Source organism: Polaromonas sp. P1_E3, assembly GCF_056405935.1.
Window position 1 is genome coordinate 1 of the sequence record NZ_JBFUBD010000851.1, and the last position, 544, is coordinate 544.

The window sequence follows — 544 nt, forward strand, 5'->3', positions numbered from 1 at the left end:
GGTTTACGCGACCTGCAGCGTCTTGCGTGAAGAAAACGAAGCCATCGCTGAAGCCTTCAGTGAGGCGAATAAAGAGTTCAACGTCCTTGAAACAGGGCCCTTGTTGACTCATTTGGGCGTGGAGCACGCAGAAAAACTCTGCCGCGGACCTTACCTTCGGCTCTGGCCTTACCTGCATCAGACGGACGGGTTTTTCGCAGCAGTATGGCAAAAGTCGTGATATTTTTGGCGACAAATGACGACAGATAGGCTGAAGTTACATATTCATTCGTGATTTTTCGCACTGTTTTGACCTTAGGCCCTGTACTGAAAGTGACTTGGTGTTTGTGGTGGATCGCCTTACAATAAGACGTTATTTTTTGCAGCGCCTGGAGACAGATTTTGGATGGGCGACTGCTGCTGATTGTTTAAAGGATTTTTATGATCTTGTTTGATGCGGCCCTCGACTGGCTTGCCAATGGGTTGCTCGCCGCCAGCTGGTGGCAAATCGTGCTTTATACGCTGGTGACCACCCATATCACCATTGCCAGCGTCACCATCTACC

Annotated in this window: 1 pseudogene; it reads left to right on the top strand. The window is 49.6% G+C overall.

The window, feature by feature from the left end:
* Nucleotides 1-220: pseudogene (locus AC1D0Z_RS23940) on the top strand (SAM-dependent methyltransferase); the annotation flags it as partial.
* Nucleotides 221-544 lie beyond the last annotated feature (324 nt).